The following is a 19,430-nucleotide window of genomic DNA, read 5'->3' on the forward strand; positions in this document are numbered from 1 at the left end:
AAGATGAACGCGGGGTCAGTCTTCAAGAATCTGGCGCAAACGCTCTTTTTCAGCGTCGCTGAGCGTATCCTTTTCGCCTGCGACCTGCACCTGAGACCGTTTGCGCAGAAAGCTCCACCCCATGACGGCTGCGATCAACAACATGATCGGGCCCGCAAGCCACAGCATCAGATTCGATCCCGAAGTGGTTGGTTTCAGCAGGACATATTCGCCGTAACGGTCGACGATGAAAGCGATTGCCTCGTCATCCGTGTCCCCGGCCACCAAACGCTCGCGCAACAACAAGCGCAGGTCGCGGGCCAGTTCGGCGTTGCTTTCATCGATGCTTTCATTGCGGCAAACCAGACAGCGCAGACCGGTGCTGAGGTCGCGCGCCCGCTGTTCCAGCGCCGGGTCGTCCAGCACTTCGTCCGGCTGTACGGCAAACAAGGGCGACGCGATGAGGGACAGGATCAGGATCAGACGTTTCATTCCGCAGGTACCCCGCCTGTTGGGGTCTTGCGCGCACCTGCCGCCACACGGAACCGGCGGTCCGACAGGCTGATCAAGCCGCCCAGAGCCATCAGGATACATCCACCCCAGATCCAGTTGGCCAGCGGCTTGATGTAGGTCCGCATGACCCAGCCTCCATCCGCCTGCTGATCGCCGATAACCACGTAGAGATCCCCCAGGAACCGGTAATCAATTGCAGCTTCGGTCGTGGGCATCCGTGCCACTGGGTAATCGCGCTTTTCAGGATGCAGCGTGCCCATAGGCCGTCCATTCTTTTCGATCCGAACGTCAGCAGTGGTCGAAAAATAGTTTGGCCCTTCAACAAGCCGGACGCCTTCCAAGGTCAGAGTAAACTGTCCCACCTCGAACGGTTGACCGGGTTGTGCAACGCGAATGTCCTCAACCTCCCACGCGGTTAGTCCGGCGATGGCGAACATGGTCACGCCCATACCTGTATGAGCCACGGCCTTGCCCCAATCGGCACCCGGCAAGCGGAAAAGACGTTTCAGATTGCCATTGCGGCCCGTACGGCTCCACAAATCAACTGCCGCGCCGAAGGTGATCCAAGCGCCCAGGAACAGGCCAACCGGACCCAGCGCACTGCGCCCTGTTTGCATTGCCCAGACCAGCAATGACAGTGCAACAGCCAGAACAAAGGCATACCGCAGCGAATAGGCAGTTTTGCCAAGTTTGCCGCGTTTCCAGGGCAACATCGCGCCCACAGGCAAGGCGATCCCTAACGCCACCATGAAGGGCGTAAAGGCGGAATTGAAAAACGGCGCCCCGACCGAGAGTTTGCGATCAAAGGCCATCTCAGCCACCATCGGCCACATTGTTCCGACGAATACGACGAAACAGCTGACCGCAAGCAGGATATTGTTCAGTATCAGCGCGCTTTCACGGCTGACCATACCAAAGACACCCTTGGCCTCCATCGCCTGGGCCCGCGCGGCAAACAGGGTCAGCGCGCCGCCGATGAAAATCACGAGGATAATCAGGATGAACACGCCACGTTCTGGGTCATTGGCAAACGCATGGACCGAGGTCAGCAGACCCGAACGCACAATGAAAGTACCGATCAAAGAGAAGCCAAAGGCAATGATCGCCAGCAAGATCGTCCAGCTTTTCAACGACTCGCGTTTTTCCACGACGATGGCCGAATGCAACAGCGCAGCGGCCAGCAGCCATGGCATGAACGACGCATTTTCGACCGGATCCCAGAACCAGAACCCGCCCCAGCCAAGCTCATAATAGGCCCACCAGGACCCCAGCGCGATGCCGATGGTCAGAAACACCCAAGCCGCCAATGTCCACGGTCGCACCCAGCGACCCCACGCGGCATCTACGCGCCCTTCGATCAGGGCGGCAACGGCAAAGCTGAACGCCATGCTCAACCCCACATAACCAAGGTACAAAAACGGCGGATGGAAGGCCAAACCGGGGTCTTGCAACAGCGGGTTCAGATCGCGCCCGTCAAAGGGGGCCACGATCAGCCGGTCAAACGGGTTCGAGGTGAATAGGATAAACGCGAAAAACGCGACCCCAATTGCCCCTTGCACCGCCAACACCCGCGCCTTCAACGTCGGCGGCAAACCGCCCCCAAAAAACGCAGCCATCGCGCCAAACAAGGACACGATAAGAACCCACAACAGCATCGAGCCTTCGTGGTTACCCCAGGTTCCGCTGATCTTGTACAGCATTGGTTTCGCCGAGTGGCTGTTTTCGACTACGATCCTCAGCGAGAAATCGGACGTCACAAAGGCCCAAACCAACGCCCCGAACGAAAAGGCAACCATCGTAAATTGAATGATCGCCGCCGGTTCAGCGAAGTTCATCCAGCTGGGCCAGCGTTTCGCAGCGCCTATCAGTGGAACCACCGATTGCACGATGGCAACCAGAAATGCGAGGATCAGGGCAAAGTGGCCAAGTTCGGTAATCATGGCCCGGGTATATTCCTGTTCCGAGGCAATCACCAATCACTTTCGCCCCTTAGGGGCGAACATAGTGTCGCGGGTCAGGCCATGCGTTTGCGCCGCCAATCCTCAAGCGCCGGGTTCGCGTCCGGACGACCTGCCTTTTCCGCCAAGGCGGCGTCCGTTCCAGGATTTGCTGCGCCGACAGCGTCGCTGCGCATTGCCTTCAGAGCCTGCAGGTTTTCCAGAACCTGAGGCGTGCGTTGCATCGTGGCAGTGATCTCTCGCTGCAGATCCTGCACTTTGGCCTGATGACGCGCGCCGAAATAGAAGGACACAATCACCCCCAGCAGCCACCACAGGGGTTCCGGTACCAGGGCAATCCCCTGCATTCGGGCTGCAAACCACAGCGGATCGACCATCGCCGCGACAAACAAACCCAAAGTACCAAGTGCCATTGCCGGGCGCGGCAGACGGTTGAGCCCATCCATGAACCGATCAAACGCGCCCTTATTCGGGGCCTCAAATTCACCGCCGAACTGAACCATCGCCTGCTGTTGCAAAGCCAGACCACGCTCTGCCCCGTTTTCAGTATTTTCCCTAAATACCTCAGCAGTTTCCCGCACGACATTGCGGCCACCACCAAACAGAAACGTCAACACGTCCGAGATCAAACCCATCCTGAAACCCTCGTTTGAAACTCTGCGTCACTTAGGTGGTAAGTCGGCGAAACAAATTCCTCGGCCCGGCGAATCCAGCCGCCCTTGCGACCTGCCCGTGTGCGGGCATATTTGCGTGACGCAGGCCGGTGATCTGCAAGACGGAAATAGTAGTTTCGCCGGGCCACGCCATACGCATCCCTGAGTACAACCGGTTCCGGATCAGCCGCATCCCGGCAGGCCTGCGCGGTTTTGGACCCAATTTCCCCGTCAACCACGATTTCAAACCCCATATCACGCAGCAGACGTTGCAGGATTTTGACCGCGTGACTGCCAGCGTTGACATACATGTCAAAAACCGAAGCCCGCAATTCTTGTGGCAAAAGGTCTAGCCGCGGCTGCTCAAAATAGTGCTGTACGAAAATATCAACGGCCTGAGATTTGCTGAGCATCCGAACATCGATGCGGTTGATTATCCCGTCACCTGAAAGATCAAGCCCGAGACGCCGCATCGTGTGAATGGTCACCCCGTATTTCGTCGCGCCGCCGGGATCGTCCGAATCTTCCACGAAGCCACCTTCTCGCGCCACGATCTCAGTTGCAATCTGTCGCACCGTCTGCATTGCACCCTCCGCCTGTCGGTGACCAAACGCTGAGGCAAACCGGTTAATTAGGCGCAATGAAAAAGGGCGCTGCATGCGCAACGCCCATCAATTCTTGCTTGTTAGCTAAGGTAGATCAGCTTTCACCAGCCTCTTTGTAAACACCTTGCTCTTTCAAGGCATCCACCACCTCTTTCGGCATGTATGTTTCGTCGTGTTTTGCAAGTATTTCAGTAGCTTCAAACACGCCATTAACGTAGGAACCCGTACCTACCATGCCCTGGTTTTCCGAAAACAAATCAGGCAGCACACCGGTAAATGCCACCGGTACGCTTTCGCCACCATCGGTCACGACAAAACGCACCGTCTCGCCCTGCCCGCGAATGATCGAGCCTTCCTCGACCAGGCCACCGATACGAAACACTTCGGTCGGTTTCGGGGGCTCAGCAATCACCTGACTGGGTGAGCGGAAAAAGTTGATACCATCACGCATCGCAAACCCAATCAACCCCGTCGCCAAAGCCAAAGCCACGACGGCCAAAAGAATGACTTGTACTCGACGACGTTTCTTGAGCGTTTTCATACCGTCCTCACGGGAATAGCGGGGCCATCATCAGCCCCCGGGTTTCATTCTCACCTAACATCAGGTTGGCATTCTGCAAGGCTTGGCCACTGCTACCTTTTGTCAGGTTATCCAATGCGCCAATCACGATGGCGCGGCGTTCGATCCGGTCGCCGACAACACCGATATGGCAGAAGTTCGAACCGCGCACATGGTGGGTTGAAGGCGTTTCGTCGAACGGCAACATCTGAATAAAGGGTTCATCTTCATAGGCTTTGGCAAGTGTCTCATACACACTTGCCGGGTCCCCTTTGACGTAAGTCGTCGCAAGAATTCCCCGGTTGGCGGGGATCAGGTGCGGCGTGAACTGCACATGCACCCTACGCCCCGCCAGTGCCGAGAATTCCTGATCGAACTCACCTAGATGCCGGTGCGTACCGCCAACGGCATACGCATTGTAGCCTTCGCTGAGTTCCGCATGCAGCAGATTTTCCTTCAGCGACCGGCCCGCGCCCGAAACGGCGCATTTCAGATCCAGCACGATATCATCCAAATCGATAACACCTGCAGAAATCAACGGACGCAGCACATACTGACCCGTCGCTGCATTACACCCGGTTCCCGCTACCAACCGTGCGTTGCGGATGTCATCCCGATAGAACTCGGTCAGGCCGTAGACCGCTTCTTCCTGCTGTTGCAGCGCGGCGTGCGAGTTTCCGTACCACTTTTTGTATTCATCCGGGTCACGCAGACGGAAATCCGCGGACAGATCAACGATCTTGAGGTTTTTGGGCAGGTCACGAATGACCTCTTGGCTTGTCTTGTGCGGCAAGGCGCAAAAACACAGATCGATCTGCGAAAAGTCGATCTCAGAGATTTTGCACAGGTCTGGCAAATCCATGTGGCGCAGATGCGGAAAGACCTGGGCCATTGACTTGCCTGCTTTCCGCTCGGCGGCCAGGGCGGTAATTTCCATATTCGGGTGCTCGGCGATCAGCCGCACCAGTTCGGCGCCGGTATAGCCGGATGCGCCCAAAATTGCGATTTTATGGGTCATGTCAGACCTCTTGTTCCAGTGTGTCACATATCACGACCGCCGATGTGACGGTCTTCGAATAAAGGAAAGTGCGCAGCAGCGTCCTTGACCTAAGTCAGGCGGCCTCGAACGAAATTTGTCGTCGGAGGAACTGCGTCGCCCGGTCGCTGACAAAATCCGGCCTTCCAGTCGTCAAGAAACCGCCCTTTCCCTCACCCTGCATGTTCGGGTGGCGATTAAGGTAATCCCCAAGGCTTTCAGCAACCAAGGCGCCTTGACTGTATACCTGAACATCCGGGCCCAAAGCGGCCTGAAAGGTTTCCGCCATCAATGGGTAATGTGTACAGCCCAGAATGGCTGCCTGTGGTTCAGGCATTTTCCGTTTCAGCGCATCCACATGGCTGCGTACAAGTGCCTCGGCCAAGATCATGTCGCCGTCTTCGATGGCATCGACCACGCCGCCACAGGCTTGCGCCTCGACGTCAACGCCGATGGCTCGGAACGCCAGTTCTCGCTGGAAGGCACGACTGGACACCGTTGCGGGCGTGGCAAACAAAGCAACGTGCTTTACGGCGACCTCACGCGGAGGGCTGTTGTCGCCCCACTGCCGTTCGGTCAATGCCTCGATCAAGGGCACAAAGACGCCTAGAACACGCTTGCCGGCAGGCACACCCTCTTCCTGCATCCGACGCAGCGCGGCGGCGCTGGCGGTGTTACAGGCCAGAATCACCAGATCACAGCCACGGTCCCACAGGTCGTAAACAGCGTGCCGTGTCAGATCATAGATATTCTCGGCGTCCCGCACGCCATATGGCGCATGCGCACTGTCCGCATAATACAGGAAATCCACGTCCGGCAGACGTTTCTGCGCGGCGTCAAGAACGGTTAAACCGCCCAAACCAGAATCAAAAATGCCTACTGCCATTAGCCTCTTTAGGCGCGATGCCGTTCCTCGAATTCATAGCCGTAATCATAAGATTTCAACGGCGTCGGGGACAGCTCATACGTGGCTTTGCGCAAGAAATCCATCATCTTGCGCGTATCCGTGGCCAATGGGTCCAGAACGTCGCGCCCGATGGGCTCTCCGATCACAACTTTGACAGGCGTATCCACGCGTTTTTTGAACTCTTTGATCAGCAGTCCCATACGCAAAGTATTGTGCAAATGACTGGCGATCTGGAACAAGCGCGACGTGTGACCGTCAAAGAAGACCGGCACTACAGTGGCGTTCGATTTGGCCACCATTCTTGCCGTGAACCCACGCCAGCCCGGATCCATCGGGTGTGAAAAGGGTTTGAGCCCGGTGCTGACCGTACCGCCCGGAAATATCCCGATGGCTCCGCCCTCGCCCAAATAATTCAACGCCGACTTGCGCGTCTCAAGGTTCTGTTTCATCGCCTCTTTGGTTTCGTCGAACGAGATCGGCAGGACGATCTTGTTCAGATCCTCGGCCTTGCGAAACACGTGATTGGCCAAAATTCGGAAATCGCCACGTGTCTGTGACAGGATGTGGCCCATCATCAACCCATCCAGAATACCGTAGGGATGATTGGCAATCAGAATCAGTGGCCCGGTCGTCGGGATATTCGTCAACGAACCGCCGACAATATCCAGGGACAGACCATAGCGACCCACCATGACCGACCAAAAGTCGCGCCCTTTGGCGACCTCTTTCTCATACCCATCTGCGCGCTTGATCAGGCGCAAACGCCCTGTGGTGTTCTCCATCAGCTTGATCACCATCCGCCCGCCTTTGGTTGCGGCGGAATAGGCGTAGGATATGTCACGAGCGATATGGCGGCGCGAGGGCATACGACTCTCCGAGGTTTGCGGCCTGCAAGATAAGTATAAGCGGCAATTTTGCCTAGGTTTCGTGACAATCCCGTTACGGTTTATTCGGCGGCTGCACGCAGGTCTGTCCCTCCGTTCCGTATCGTGGCCAGCAATTCCTCGCGTCGTTTGGCCGTCTTGGCCTCGTTGGCCTGCAACACCGGCCCGAACCCGCGAATGTCCAGCGACAATAGCGCCAGCGCAATCACCGAGTCGCGGGTCTGAGGTGTAATAAAAGGTATTATCTCATTGATATCATTCTCATATTGCTTGATCAGCGCACGTTCCATCCGCCGTTCAGCACTGTAACCGAAAATGTCCAGAGGTGTTCCCCTCAGAGATTTCAACCGCTTGAGCAGTTTCATCGGCTTCAAAATCCACTCACCGAAGGAACGTTTGCGCGGACGTCCGTCAGCACCAGTTCCGCCAAGGATGGGCGGGGCCAGATGAAAGGTCATTTTGAAATCCCCGTCAAACTCAGCCACAGCTTTTTCGCGGCTTTCCAACATCAACCGGGCAACCTCATATTCGTCCTTGTAAGACAACAGCTTATGATAGCCTTTTGCCACGGCCTCGCGGATGGCTTCATCGTCAAACATGTCCACCAGTTTGCGATAGCGTTTGGCCAACCTAACGCTTTGATACGCAGTCAAATGCTGCGCACGGTAGTCGATCTTTTGCTCCAGAGATTTTGGTCTATCTGACACGTTAGGCTCTAGAATGCCCGCGACCTCCTGCGGGTGCAGAACCGCCCAACGCCCGATGTCAAAAGCACGCTTGTTGCGCTCGACTGCAGTTCCATTCAGTTCGATGGCCTGCACAACAGCGTCGTGGCTGATGGGCAGCAAGCCCTTCTGCCAGGCTGCACCAAAAACCATCATGTTGGAATAGATCGAGTCGCCCATCACAGCCCGCGCCAGATCGGTCGCGTCAAACAGTGAGACGTCGTCCTTCAACCGCGCCTGCAGGGCCAGTTCAAGCCGGTCACCCGGAATACAGAAATCGGTATCGCGGGTGAAATCACCGGTCACCGTCTCATGATTGTTGATGACGGCCCCGGTTTGACCTGCGCGCGTCAGACCCAGCGTCTTGGCCCCGGCAGATACCACCAGATCGCCACCGATCAGTGCGTGCGCCTCACCTGTGGCAACGCGAATGGCGCTGATATCCTCAGGCCGATTGGCCAGACGACAATGGATGTGCACGGCACCGCCTTTTTGCGCGAGCCCGGCCATCTCCATCATTCCGGCCCCTTTGCCGTCGATCTGTGCCGCCTGTGCCAGGATCGCACCCAACGTTACCACCCCGGTGCCACCAACGCCGGTGATCACCACGTTATGTGTCCCTTTGATTTCGGGCAGCACTGGTTCAGGTAGTTCCGGTAGATCGATTTCGGTGGTTGCTTCCTTGCGGATTTTTGCACCTTCCAAGGTTACGAACGACGGGCAAAACCCGTTGACGCAAGAGAAATCCTTGTTGCAGCTTGATTGATCAATCGCCCGTTTGCGGCCTAGTTCCGTCTCTTTCGGCACAATCGAGACGCAGTTTGACTGCACCCCGCAATCGCCGCATCCCTCGCAAATATCGGTGTTGATGAATACGCGCTTATCCGGGTCGGGAAATTCACCCCGTTTGCGCCGACGCCGTTTTTCGGCCGCACAGGTTTGGATGTAGACAATGACCGAAACACCCTCGATCTCGCGGAACCTCTCCTGAACCCGCATCAAATCCGCCCGTTCAAAGGTTTCCACACCAGCAGGCATCGCCTTAAAATTCACATCTTCTTTTTCGTCATAGACCACGGCCACGTTCTGCACGCCCATGGCTTTGACCTCGGCCACGATCCGTTCCGCCGACAATCCGCCCTCGTTTTCCTGCCCGCCGGTCATGGCCACAGCGTCGTTGAACAGGATTTTGAAGGTGATGTTGGTGCCCGCAGCCAACGCCGCCCGGATCGCCTGCACGCCCGAGTGGTTATACGTCCCGTCGCCAAGGTTCTGGAATACGTGTTTGGTGGTTGAAAACGGTGCTTCGCCGATCCAGTTCGCTCCTTCACCACCCATCTGAGTGAAACCAGTAGTATCGCGGTCCATCCATTGCACCATGTAGTGACAGCCAATACCCGCATAGGCGCGACTGCCGTCGGGCAACCGGGTGGAACTGTTGTGCGGACAGCCCGAGCAGAAATACGGCAGACGAGTCGCGATTTCTTCGGCGTTATCGGCCCGGCGGGCCTCGGACAGTTTGGCCAGACCGGCACGGACGCCTTCTGTGTCGTGGCCCTCTTCGATCAGAATCTCGCCCAGTTTTTCGGCGATCATGTTGGGGTCAAGCGCGCCGCGGGTTGGAAACAGTTCCTCGCGATGCAGAGTCCCGGCCCCACCCTTGTACCAGCCATAAACCCGGCGACCGCGACGGTCGTCAAAGATGGTCTCTTTGACCTGAACCTCGATCAGCTTTCTCTTTTCTTCAACGATAACAATCAGGTCCAACCCTTCGGCCCAATCGTGAAACCCGGTCATATCCAATGGGAAAGTCTGGCCGATCTTGTAGGTTGTGATCCCCAACCGTTCAGCCTCCTCCGCGTCGATGTTCAGCAGAGACATGGCATGTGACAGATCCAGCCAGTTCTTGCCGGCCGCGACAAACCCGATCTTGGCGCCGGGTTTGCCCCACACACGCTTGTCCATCTTGTTGGCGTGCGAAAACATTTCGGCCGCGAAACGTTTGTGGTCGATGATCCGCCCTTCTTGCAGGTGCGGCGTGTCACCCAGACGTATGTTCAATCCGCCCTCGGGCATGTCGAACTCGGGCACGACAAGCTTCATCCGGTCAGCACTACCGTCGACGACTGACGTGACTTCAATCGTGTCTTTCATTGTCTTAAGGCCGACCCAAAGCCCCGAAAATCGGCTGAGCGCGAAACCGTAAACGCCATAGTCCAAAATCTCCTGCACACCCGCAGGGCTGACAATTGGCATGTACATATCGACCAAAGACCATTCCGACTGATGCAAAACGGTCGAGCTTTCGCCGGTATGGTCATCACCCATCGCCACCAGCACGCCACCGTGCTTGGCCGTACCCGCCATATTGGCGTGACGCATAACATCGCCGGACCGATCCACGCCGGGCCCTTTGCCGTACCAGAGGCCAAACACGCCATCGAACCGCCCGTCGCCGCGCAGCCCAGCTTGCTGGCTGCCCCATAGCGCCGTGGCGGCCAAATCTTCGTTCAAACCGTACTGAAAAGTGATGTCGCTTTCGGTCAGCTGTTTCTGCGCCCGTGTCATCTGCAAATCCACCGCACCCAACGGTGACCCACGATATCCGGTCACTAGGCCCGCTGTGTTCAGCCCCGCCCGCGTATCCCTCGCCTTCTGCATCAGCATCAGGCGCACCAACGCTTGCGTGCCATTCAACAGAATTGGGTTTTTATCCAGATCGAACCGATCATTCAGCGATATTTGTGGCTGACTCATCAAACGCCTCCCCACGTCAGATCAGTGTGCTATACATTTCCACATTTTAGGTCATAATTTCTGACCCGTATATAGTTTATCCCCTGAAACCTAAGGATTTCACCGTTTGAATGTAGAAGTTGCTACCTATTTCATATAGGCAGTTTGAAAGATAACGAAAGTTGCGGCGATGGATTGGGACAAGCTTAGAATATTTCACGCAGTTGCGGATGCAGGCAGCCTGACTCATGCAGGTGACAAGCTGAACTTGTCGCAATCGGCCGTCAGCCGACAGATCCGAGCGTTGGAAGAGTCGCTTGATTCGACCTTGTTCCACCGCCATGCGCGTGGGCTGATCCTGACGGAACAGGGCGAGTTGCTGTTTGACGCAACCTCGGCCATGACAAAACGCCTGGACGCTGCTGCTGCGCGCATTCGCGACAGCGAAGAAGAAGTGTTCGGCGTTCTGCGCGTCACAACTACTTACGGCTTTGGCACGCTTTGGTTGGCCCCACGCCTGCCGAAACTCTATGATCAGTTCCCTGATCTCAATATCGACCTGATGCTGGAAGAGCGCGTGCTAGACCTGCCCATGCGCGAGGCTGACGTAGCCATCCGTATGAAAGAGCCCAGCCAGGCTGATCTGGTCCGCAAACGCCTGATGACCGTGCAGATGCAGCTGTATGCGACGCAGGAATACATCGATACCCATGGCGGTATGCTGAAATCCTTGGACGAAATTAAAAATCACCGACTGATCTGTCAGACACCTTCGGCACCGCAGGTTGGCGCGGGCGCTGCGATGGTGCGCCATCTGATGACGTACAATCCGGGATCGTTGCTGACCGTGAACAATTATTTTGGTGTTCTTCAGGGGGTGCTGCATAACTTGGGTATCGGCGTCCTGCCGGATTACGTTACCCAAGGGCTTCCCAATGTTGCGCCGATCCTGTCGGATATCGAAAGCGCGGATGTTCCCGTATACCTCGCCTATCCCGAGGAATTGCGCCATTCCAAGCGCGTCGCGGCCTTCCGTGACTTTGTTCAGGATGAGATCATAACACAACGCAAACAATTGAAGCAGATGGGAAAACTCTAGCTATGCACCACTGGCATAGCGGGGTTGATCAGCAATCAATCTGAAATCTCTTGATCGTTCACAAAGTGATCCCTAAATGAACTCTCGAAGGCGGTGATGCTGAAACGCTCATCATCTTCATACCTCCCTGTTGGACTATGGCCGAGCTTAGTGCTCGGCCTTTTTTTTGGCCATTCGGCAACGCGCGCTGTGTTCAGATGGCAAAACATCTGGGAAACTCGGGCACTTAGACCTATGATCACGAAAAATTCACGAAGACTTGTGTTCGAGGACAGATTCGATGTTTCAGCCCCTTCGCCTTATGTTGGCGATACTTTCCGTAATTTGCCTTTCGGGGCCGGTTCTTGCGCAGGATAGCGGATCGGCCGGTTCCTCAACCACTATCAGCATTCCTGATGATCTGACGCCTGAACAGGTGGACGATCTGGTTGCGCGCATGTCTGATGACCAAGTCCGGGCCATATTGTTGGAGCGTTTGGACGCGGTCGCTGAACAAAAGGCCGCCGAGGCAGAAGAACGCGAAGACCCAATCACGGAAATAAATGAAATATGGGCTGAGATGGTGGCGTCATGGACGCATGTCGCGGTTACTGTTCCAAACCTTTTCAGCGCTCAAGCACATGCGGTCGAAAATTTTGTCGGCACCTTCGGGACAACGGGCAGCTTCAGCTTGATGGGGCTGATCCTCAGCGTGCTGATCGTCGGATTCATTGCAGAAAAACTGTTCGGTCTGCTCACCCGCAAATGGCACAACCATACTGAACCCGCAGATGAAAACGATTTGTGGGGCGCAGTAAGCTATCTGTTCCGCCGCTTCTGCCACGAAATCGCTGGACTGGTGGTGTTTTACGTTGTCATACGCGCCCTTGGACGTGGCCTTCTAACGCCCGAGCAGCTGACTTATGCAGCGCCCTTCGTTTTTTATCTGATCTGGATTCCCCGTTTGGGCGCGGCGACCTCGCGGTTCATTCTGGCACCGAACAAGCCACACTTCCGTCTGGTCAATATTGACGATCACTGGGCAAAGTACCTGCACCGCAATCTGATCGGCCTTCTGATCCTGATCGGATTTACCCTGTTCATTATCCATTTCAACGAGTTGAACGGGATTAGCGCTGGCGAAACCCGCATCGGGTTCTGGCTGAACGCTGCAATTCACATCTATATCGGCGTGATTGCATGGAAAGCCCGTGAAGGTTTGTCTCAGATGATGCTGGGTACGGACCCCGATCACACAAAGTTCGACGAAGAAGTGGCCTATTATTATCCCTACTTCGCCATCGGCGTGTCGGCGGTAACCTGGTTGCTGGTCGAATTTCTTGTCGCGCAGCGCAACCCAATGCTGTTGAACCTGTTGGTACAGGGCGCGCATTTCACAACCATGTTCTGGCTGTTGATCGCGCCGGCCTTAGACACCTTGATCCGTGGGTTGGTGCGTCATCTGCAGCCACCGATGCAGGGCGGAGGCGCAGTGGCCGAAAAGGCATACAAATCGACCAAGCGCAGCTATATCCGCATCGGACGGGTATTGGCTGGCATTCTGATCATCCTGATGATTGCCAATGCCTGGGACCTCGATCTTCGGGAAATCGCGGGCGGAGGTGATGAATCCGGCAGCAAACTGATCCAGTTCTTTATCATTATCGCGGTTGGCTACATCCTTAACGAACTCGTGTCGCTTTGGATCAACCGTCGTCTGGCCAAAGAGCAAGCAGCCGATCAAAGCCCGGATGAAGAGGCCGGTGAAGGTGGCGGTGCTGGCGGATCCCGTCTGGCCACGGTCCTGCCTTTGCTGCGTGTGACCGCTCAGGTCGCTATCGCGGTCATCTTTGTGCTGCTGGCGCTTGGGGCGCTGGGGATCAACATCACCCCCCTGCTGGCCGGTGCCGGTGTTCTGGGTCTGGCTATCGGTTTTGGCGCACAAAAGCTGGTGGCCGATATCGTCGGCGGCATCTTCTTCCTGGTCGATGACGCCTTCCGCGTTGGCGAATACGTGGATGTCGGCGGCACCACTGGGACGGTCGAAAAAATCTCGATCCGTTCGATGCAGCTGCGCCACCACCGCGGGCCAGTCCACACTATTCCCTACGGTGAGATTCAAAAGCTGACCAACTACAGCCGTGACTGGGTCATCATGAAGCTGAAATTCACCGTGCCCTTCGACACCGACCCCAACAAGGTCAAGAAGATCTTTAAGAAGATCGGTGCCGAGATGATGGAGGACGAAACCCACAAGGATGGTTTCCTGCAGCCCTTCAAGTCGCAAGGCGTGTTCGACTTTGATGATGTCGGCATGATCATCCGCGGTAAGTTCATGGCCAAGCCGGGCAAGCAGTTCACTCTGCGCAAGGAAATCTTCAACCGTGTGAAGGCCGCGTTCAAGGAGAACGGCATCGACTTTGCCCGCCGCGAGGTGCGCGTTGCGATCCCCGGTTTGGATGACGCGGACAACCTGAACGAGGAGCAGAAGGCAGCTATCGGCGCAGCAGCCGGAGAAGCAGCCAACCAGCAAGCGGAACAGCAAGGTCAAAAATCGGGTTCCGAACACGGTGCGCCAAAATAACGACCTTACACTACAAGCAACGCAAAGGCCGCCCTTGAGGCGGCCTTTTTTTATCGGATTGCCACAGGAAACCATCAGACCCCGGTCTTAACCCTTTCCACCGACGCGCCCTTGCCCTAAAAGGCGCGCAATCTCGGCCACCTTGAGAACAGGACAGACGATGCAAGAGCCCGCCATCACACCGGATCTGATTGCCGCCCACGGATTGAAGCCCGACGAATTCGACATGATCCTTGAAATCATCGGCCGCGAGCCGACCTTCACCGAGCTGGGCATCTTTTCCGCCATGTGGAATGAGCATTGCTCGTACAAATCCTCGAAAAAATGGCTGCGCACCCTGCCCACTTCGGGCCCGCAGGTGATCTGTGGACCGGGTGAGAACGCCGGTGTCGTTGATATTGGCGACGGGCAAGCGGTTGTTTTCAAGATGGAAAGCCACAACCACCCGTCTTACATCGAACCCTACCAGGGTGCAGCAACCGGAGTTGGCGGCATTCTGCGCGACGTTTTCACCATGGGTGCGCGCCCGATTGCGTCAATGAACGCTCTGTCATTTGGGGAACCTGGCCATCACAAGACCCGCCAGTTGGTCAACGGCGTGGTAGAAGGCATTGGCGGATATGGCAACTGCTTCGGCGTGCCTTGCGTAGGTGGCGAAGTGCGATTCCACCCCGCCTATAACGGCAACTGCCTAGTAAACGCGTTTGCCGCAGGTCTGGCCGACAGCGACAAGATTTTCTACTCGGCGGCTTCAGGCGTTGGCATGCCTGTCGTCTATCTGGGCGCCAAAACCGGCCGCGATGGCGTTGGCGGTGCGACCATGGCCTCGGCCGAATTTGACGACACAATCGAAGAAAAGCGCCCCACCGTTCAGGTCGGTGACCCCTTCACCGAAAAGCGCTTGATGGAGGCGACGCTGGAATTGATGCGGACTGGCGCTGTGATTTCGATTCAGGACATGGGTGCAGCAGGTTTGACTTGTTCCGCCGTTGAAATGGGCGACAAAGGTGGTCTGGGCGTGCGCCTCGATCTGGAAAACGTACCCCAGCGCGAAGAGGACATGACCGCATACGAGATGATGCTGTCAGAATCGCAGGAACGGATGCTGATGGTCCTCAAGCCCGAGCTTGAGGCCGAAGCCCGCGCTGTGTTCGAAAAATGGGACCTGGACTTTGCCATCGTCGGCGAGACCATTGCCGAAGACCGCTTCCTGATTGTCCATAACGGAGAGGTCAAAGCCGATCTGGTGCTGTCGAAACTGTCCTCGACCGCGCCGGAATATGACCGCCCGTGGGTGGCGACACCTGAAGCTGAAGGCTTGGCCGAAGTCCCTCAGATTGACCCGATCGACGGTCTGCGCGCCCTGCTCGCTTCGCCGAACTATGCGGGCAAACAATGGGTTTACGAACAATATGACACGATGGTCATGGCTGACACCGCCCGCACGCCGGGTCTGGGTGCGGGGATGGTCCGCGTGCATGGCACTGACAAGGCACTGGCATTCACCAGCGATGTTACGCCTCGCTATGTCCGCGCCAACCCGATTGAAGGCGGCAAGCAGGCTGTGGCCGAAGCTTACCGCAACCTGACCGCCGTGGGTGCCAAACCACTGGCCACCACCGACAACCTGAATTTCGGCAACCCCGAAAAGCCCGAGATCATGGGCCAGTTCGTTGGCGCAATTCAGGGCATCGGTGCCGCAGTCGCCGCGCTGGACATGCCCATCGTGTCAGGCAACGTGTCGCTTTATAATGAGACCGACGGTCAGGCGATCTTGCCCACCCCGACCATTGGCGCGGTTGGCCTGTTGGACCACACCGACGAAATCATCGGTAACGAGGTCCGCGAAGGTCACGTCGCGCTGGTCATCGGCGAAACCAATGGGCATCTGGGCCAATCGGCTTTGCTGGCCGAAGTGTTCAACCGCGAAGACGGCGATGCCCCGCATGTCGATTTGGACGCCGAAAAGCGCAATGGTGAGTTTATCCGCGCCAATCGCGAGATGATCAAGGCCTGCACCGATCTGGGTGATGGTGGGCTGGCGCTTGCGGCTTTCGAACTGGCCGAAGCCGCAGGTGTCGGCGTTCACCTCGACGAAGCCTCGACCGGGTTTTTGTTTGGCGAAGATCAGGCCCGTTACCTGGTCGCCTGCAACTTTGACCAGGCCGAGGCGCTGATGATCGCCGCAGGTCAGGCCGGTGTTCCACTGGTCTCGGTCGGTCGCTTTACTGGTGACGCCGTCAAGGTCGGCAATTCCGAGGCCCCTCTGGCCGAGTTGACGGACACATTCCGCGATAGCTTTGCCGCCGCTGTGGCCTAATCATAGCTTGGAACTTATTCGCAAAACCTGTGCCCACACCGGCGCAGGTTTTGTCGTTTCAAGCCAACCATCACACCCTTGCACGCCCCGCCCCGGCGCTCTACATCTTGGGAAAGACCTTCAGGAGTTACCTACATGCCGATGAGCACCCACGAAATCGAACACTTGCTTCGCGAAGCCTTTCCGGATGCGGAAATTCAGGTCGGCGGGCATGACGGCGTGCATATGTCCGCCATGGTCGTGGACGAAAGCTTTCGCGGGAAAAACCGGGTTCAACAGCAACGCGCTGTCTATGCAGCGTTGAAAGGCAAAATGGACGGCCCGGATGGAGAGTTACACGCGCTGGCGTTGACGACGAAAGTGCCTGAGTAATGGATCTTGCGATTGGCATTGCTGGCATTTTGGCAGTAGTAATGCTTGTTGCTTTTCTAGCGCGTAGTCGCGAGAAGCTCGACCAAAAACCAAAACGCGGTATTCATCCGGGTAGAGGTGATCAGATGATCAATGCCAGCTACGATTCAGGTGGACCCGGTGGCGGCCATGGAACGATCGTTCGTGTTCCCAAGGACCCTCAAGAATACACCAAAGCAATGTCCCCCAAAAAATGAGTGGCTGGCTGTTCTGGATAAGTTTAATCGCAGCATTGATAGTTGCCGCCGCGCTGATCGAAGCCTATGTGAAGCGCAACCGAAAACGTAACCTCGCCGATATGCGTCCCGACCCAGACAAAATCAGCAAGGTCGGCGGCATTGAAAGATACGGGCTGGACCCGCTGGCCCTGGCGCAAGCCGAACACCGGCGGTTAGAGGAAGAAGGATGGGACCCCGACCCGTCACAGAACGAAACGACGGCCCCGGATGCGGGCAAAGAGGACAAGCAAGATGACCGACGTTAAGACCCAGATCGACGACACAGTCAAAGCCAACGACGTGGTGCTGTACATGAAAGGCACCAAAGAGATGCCGCAATGCGGGTTCTCGTCCCGTGTGGCCGGTGTGCTGAATTATATGGGTGTGGACTACACCGATGTGAACGTTCTGGCCGATGACGAAGTGCGTCAGGGCATCAAGGACTATTCTGACTGGCCGACCGTTCCACAGCTGTATGTCAAAGGCGAGTTCGTTGGCGGCTGCGACATCATCACCGAGATGACCCTGTCGGGCGAGTTGGACACGCTGTTTGACGATAACGGTGTCGGCTACAACAAAGAAGCAGCCGACAAGATCCGCGAAGCAAACGCTTAATCAGCGGCTGACGCAATTATCCAGAATGACCTGCTCACTGGCGGCATCCGATCCTGTCGCCAGAAAGCTCACCGTTGCGTCCCATCCTTTTGAGCGCAGGATGTATGTCCCTGTCCCTCCCTCGGATTCGTAGCGTATGCCGGAACCGCTCTGGACCTGGCGCAAAGTGACAAGTTGATTGTCTACCATCATTGCTGCTGCACTGGACCCATCCTGCGCATTGAAATAGGCCACTTCCAATGGCACGCCATCCTGGCATGTGAATGTCACTGGCAGAATGTCGATCTCAGCCCAAGCAAAACCACCGGGCAAAGCAAATGCCGCGGCGCAAGCGACCGTCTTTACAGAGTTCATCCCGCTGACTTCTCCTCGATCACGGATGCCAAGGCTTCGGCACGCGCGGCTATTTCCGCCAGCGTGTCCGTCACTGACGGAGGTACCACGGCCACCTCGATACGCTCAGGCTCGGGTTGCGGCATGTTTCTGAGGGTTCGAAGCTCGGTCTCAACCTCGGCCAGCTTTGCCTCGAGCGCCTTGATCTTGTCATCGGTTCCGGCGGCCTTGTCGGCCAGCATCAGCCCAGCCATCAGCAGCATTCGCGATTCTGGCATGCGCCCGATCTGATCAGACAGAACTTGCGCCTCGTCATCTAGTAATTTGGCAGCCGAATGCAGAAACGTCTCTTCCCCCTCCTGGCACGAGACATCAAAGCCGCGGCCACCGATTTGAATGGTCAATTCGGGCATTATTCAACCTCTCCTTCCGCCAGTTTCGCCTTCGAAAGCAGCGGCTCTAATCGCGCCAGAACTGCGTGCGCTTCGGCAGCGTCGGTTGCTTGTGCGGCGCGCGTCGCCTCAAGTTCGGCCACTGTTGCACGGTTAAGCAGATCAGCATCCGGCACGCCGTCTTCGGCGGCGGCGCGCAGTTCATCCACCGATTGCCGCAACTGTTCATTCGCCTTGCGCATCCGCTGCAAATCGTCATCCAGACGGGACATCGCCGCCCCATGACTGGACCGCTCAGCGCGCAACATATCCAACTCAGCGCTCAACTCAGCGACGCGTTCGCTGTCGGCCAGTTCAGACCGCAGGCGCGCGTTTTCGGCTTCGACACTCTGCGTCGCAGCAGCGGCGGCCTTAAGCTGCGCATTTTCGGCTTTTAGCACCTCAACCTCATCCTGGTTTTCCAGCGCAGCCTTGGCCGCAGCCAACTCGGCGCGGGCGGCCTCGACCGAGGCCAGTTTTGCCTGCGCCTCTGCCAATTGCTCGCGCAATGCTCCGTTTTCCGGACTTTCAACGGGCGTGGTTCGCAGCCTTTCCATGTCCGAACGCATGGCGTCTACTTCTTGTTCGTGGCGCTCCTTCAGCGATTTCAGACGCTCTTCCAACTGCGCATTGGCGACACGTTCATCATCCAATGCCGTCCGCAGGGCGTCATCTGCACCACCGCTGATCGGAGACGTGTCCCGCAGCGTATCGACGCCGGTCCCTATCCGATCCATTGCAGCAACAATACGGCGATGTAATTCTTCGATCTGGCTCATGCCCCTGCCACCTCTTAACCAAGGTTCCTTGTATCGCGGATAGTCCGAATCAACATCATCCACGTCTTGCCCTAGTCTAACCTAACGGGGCGGAAAATACCCACTG

At 56.8% G+C, this 19,430-nt stretch carries 19 protein-coding genes; 7 read left to right on the forward strand and 12 right to left on the reverse strand.

What is annotated here, in order from left to right:
* Positions 1-15 precede the first annotated feature (15 nt).
* The 9 genes from AB1A64_RS07440 to AB1A64_RS07480 form a co-directional block, all read right to left on the reverse strand.
* Complete coding sequence (locus AB1A64_RS07440; protein ID WP_366550826.1) at positions 16-471, reverse strand: cytochrome c-type biogenesis protein; 456 nt, start codon at positions 469-471, stop codon at positions 16-18.
* Positions 468-2,432, reverse strand: a complete 1,965-nt coding sequence (locus AB1A64_RS07445) for a heme lyase CcmF/NrfE family subunit (protein WP_366550827.1) — start codon at positions 2,430-2,432, stop codon at positions 468-470. The genes AB1A64_RS07440 and AB1A64_RS07445 overlap by 4 nt, the downstream gene beginning before the upstream one ends.
* A 74-nt stretch (positions 2,433-2,506) precedes the next feature.
* Positions 2,507-3,085 carry a holin family protein gene (locus AB1A64_RS07450; RefSeq protein ID WP_366550828.1) on the reverse strand — a complete coding sequence of 193 codons (579 nt, stop codon included), beginning with the start codon at positions 3,083-3,085 and terminating at the stop codon, positions 2,507-2,509.
* Positions 3,076-3,687, reverse strand: coding sequence for a holin-associated N-acetylmuramidase (locus AB1A64_RS07455; protein WP_366550829.1), 612 nt, complete (start codon positions 3,685-3,687; stop codon positions 3,076-3,078). Before AB1A64_RS07455 ends, AB1A64_RS07450 begins: the two co-directional genes overlap by 10 nt.
* A gap of 115 nt (positions 3,688-3,802) precedes the next feature.
* Positions 3,803-4,249 carry a cytochrome c maturation protein CcmE gene (gene ccmE / locus AB1A64_RS07460; protein WP_366550830.1) on the reverse strand — a complete coding sequence of 149 codons (447 nt, stop codon included), beginning with the start codon at positions 4,247-4,249 and terminating at the stop codon, positions 3,803-3,805.
* 7 nt (positions 4,250-4,256) lie between these two features.
* Positions 4,257-5,285, reverse strand: coding sequence for an N-acetyl-gamma-glutamyl-phosphate reductase (gene argC, locus AB1A64_RS07465; RefSeq protein WP_366550831.1), 1,029 nt, complete (start codon positions 5,283-5,285; stop codon positions 4,257-4,259).
* Between the two features lie 94 nt (positions 5,286-5,379).
* On the reverse strand, positions 5,380-6,189 hold the full coding sequence (locus AB1A64_RS07470; protein ID WP_366550832.1) for an aspartate/glutamate racemase family protein: 810 nt from the start codon (positions 6,187-6,189) through the stop codon (positions 5,380-5,382).
* An 8-nt stretch (positions 6,190-6,197) separates the two neighbouring features.
* Complete coding sequence (locus AB1A64_RS07475) at positions 6,198-7,076, reverse strand: lysophospholipid acyltransferase family protein (RefSeq protein WP_366550833.1); 879 nt, start codon at positions 7,074-7,076, stop codon at positions 6,198-6,200.
* 80 nt (positions 7,077-7,156) lie between these two features.
* Positions 7,157-10,576, reverse strand: a complete 3,420-nt coding sequence (locus AB1A64_RS07480; RefSeq protein WP_366550834.1) for an indolepyruvate ferredoxin oxidoreductase family protein — start codon at positions 10,574-10,576, stop codon at positions 7,157-7,159.
* A gap of 169 nt (positions 10,577-10,745) precedes the next feature.
* Between AB1A64_RS07480 and AB1A64_RS07485 the strand changes: the two genes are divergently transcribed.
* The 7 genes from AB1A64_RS07485 to grxD all read left to right on the forward strand — a co-directional run bounded on the left by AB1A64_RS07485 (position 10,746) and on the right by grxD (position 17,781).
* On the forward strand, positions 10,746-11,654 hold the full coding sequence (locus tag AB1A64_RS07485) for a LysR family transcriptional regulator (RefSeq protein WP_170348597.1): 909 nt from the start codon (positions 10,746-10,748) through the stop codon (positions 11,652-11,654).
* A gap of 280 nt (positions 11,655-11,934) precedes the next feature.
* Positions 11,935-14,217: a mechanosensitive ion channel family protein gene (locus AB1A64_RS07490; RefSeq protein WP_366550835.1), complete on the forward strand. Its 2,283-nt coding sequence runs from the start codon at positions 11,935-11,937 to the stop codon at positions 14,215-14,217.
* 160 nt (positions 14,218-14,377) lie between these two features.
* Entirely contained in the window at positions 14,378-16,537 is a 2,160-nt protein-coding gene (gene purL / locus AB1A64_RS07495) for a phosphoribosylformylglycinamidine synthase subunit PurL (RefSeq protein ID WP_366550836.1), read from the forward strand.
* Positions 16,538-16,672: 135 nt separating this feature from the next.
* Positions 16,673-16,909, forward strand: a complete 237-nt coding sequence (locus tag AB1A64_RS07500) for a BolA/IbaG family iron-sulfur metabolism protein (protein WP_170348594.1) — start codon at positions 16,673-16,675, stop codon at positions 16,907-16,909.
* Positions 16,909-17,145 carry a hypothetical protein gene (locus AB1A64_RS07505; protein WP_366550837.1) on the forward strand — a complete coding sequence of 79 codons (237 nt, stop codon included), beginning with the start codon at positions 16,909-16,911 and terminating at the stop codon, positions 17,143-17,145. The genes AB1A64_RS07500 and AB1A64_RS07505 overlap by 1 nt, the downstream gene beginning before the upstream one ends.
* A complete protein-coding gene (locus AB1A64_RS07510; protein WP_366550838.1) occupies positions 17,142-17,432 on the forward strand; it encodes a hypothetical protein in 291 nt (96 codons plus the stop codon). The genes AB1A64_RS07505 and AB1A64_RS07510 overlap by 4 nt, the downstream gene beginning before the upstream one ends.
* Complete coding sequence (gene grxD, locus AB1A64_RS07515; RefSeq protein ID WP_170513882.1) at positions 17,419-17,781, forward strand: Grx4 family monothiol glutaredoxin; 363 nt, start codon at positions 17,419-17,421, stop codon at positions 17,779-17,781. Before AB1A64_RS07510 ends, grxD begins: the two co-directional genes overlap by 14 nt.
* On the opposite strand, the gene AB1A64_RS07520 is transcribed toward grxD, so the two are convergent.
* From AB1A64_RS07520 to AB1A64_RS07530, 3 genes are read right to left on the reverse strand one after another with little or no spacing between them, the layout of a single operon-like run.
* A complete protein-coding gene (locus AB1A64_RS07520; RefSeq protein WP_366550839.1) occupies positions 17,782-18,135 on the reverse strand; it encodes an MliC family protein in 354 nt (117 codons plus the stop codon).
* Positions 18,132-18,527 carry a cell division protein ZapA gene (locus tag AB1A64_RS07525; RefSeq protein WP_366550840.1) on the reverse strand — a complete coding sequence of 132 codons (396 nt, stop codon included), beginning with the start codon at positions 18,525-18,527 and terminating at the stop codon, positions 18,132-18,134. The genes AB1A64_RS07520 and AB1A64_RS07525 overlap by 4 nt, the downstream gene beginning before the upstream one ends.
* Positions 18,527-19,324, reverse strand: coding sequence for a hypothetical protein (locus AB1A64_RS07530; RefSeq protein ID WP_366550841.1), 798 nt, complete (start codon positions 19,322-19,324; stop codon positions 18,527-18,529). Before AB1A64_RS07530 ends, AB1A64_RS07525 begins: the two co-directional genes overlap by 1 nt.
* Positions 19,325-19,430: the final 106 nt, after the last annotated feature.

The sequence above is a fragment of the Ruegeria sp. ANG10 genome, from assembly GCF_040705255.1.
In the GTDB taxonomy this organism is placed as follows: domain Bacteria; phylum Pseudomonadota; class Alphaproteobacteria; order Rhodobacterales; family Rhodobacteraceae; genus Ruegeria.